General features: G+C 65.2%; 1 protein-coding gene. It reads right to left on the minus strand.

Annotated elements, in window-relative coordinates:
* Window positions 1–388: hypothetical protein (locus tag IB265_RS36315; protein WP_210334699.1), on the minus strand; the 388-nt coding region annotated here is incomplete at both ends.

Raw genomic sequence — 388 nt, forward strand, 5'->3', positions numbered from 1 at the left:
CCGTTGCCGTCAGCGTGTTGCCGCTCCAGCTGTAGTTTACCGTCTCCTGTCCGATCGTACCGCTCGTGCCATGCAAACCGGCAAACGAGAAGCCGTTCGTGCCCGCACCGTCACCACCGACAGCGCCACCGAGCGTGCCGGAGAAGATCGCTGCACCGGCAACCGGAGCCGGGTTGGCGCCAGCCAGACCGTCATCGTCGACATTCGCAGACGCCACGCCGCCCGTCGGCGTGTTGGCATCCGTTACCGAGAAGCCAAAGTTTGCCGTCGACGTATCACCGTCGCCGTCCGTCACCGTGTAGGTACCGTTGACCGGCAGAGATGCTCCGACCGTCGGAGCATCCGCCTGGAACTCGTAGCTGCCGTCGGCCTTGACCCGGATCGAGCC

Origin of the sequence: Ensifer sp. ENS10 (assembly GCF_014852025.1) — a bacterium.
Taxonomy (GTDB): domain Bacteria; phylum Pseudomonadota; class Alphaproteobacteria; order Rhizobiales; family Rhizobiaceae; genus Ensifer.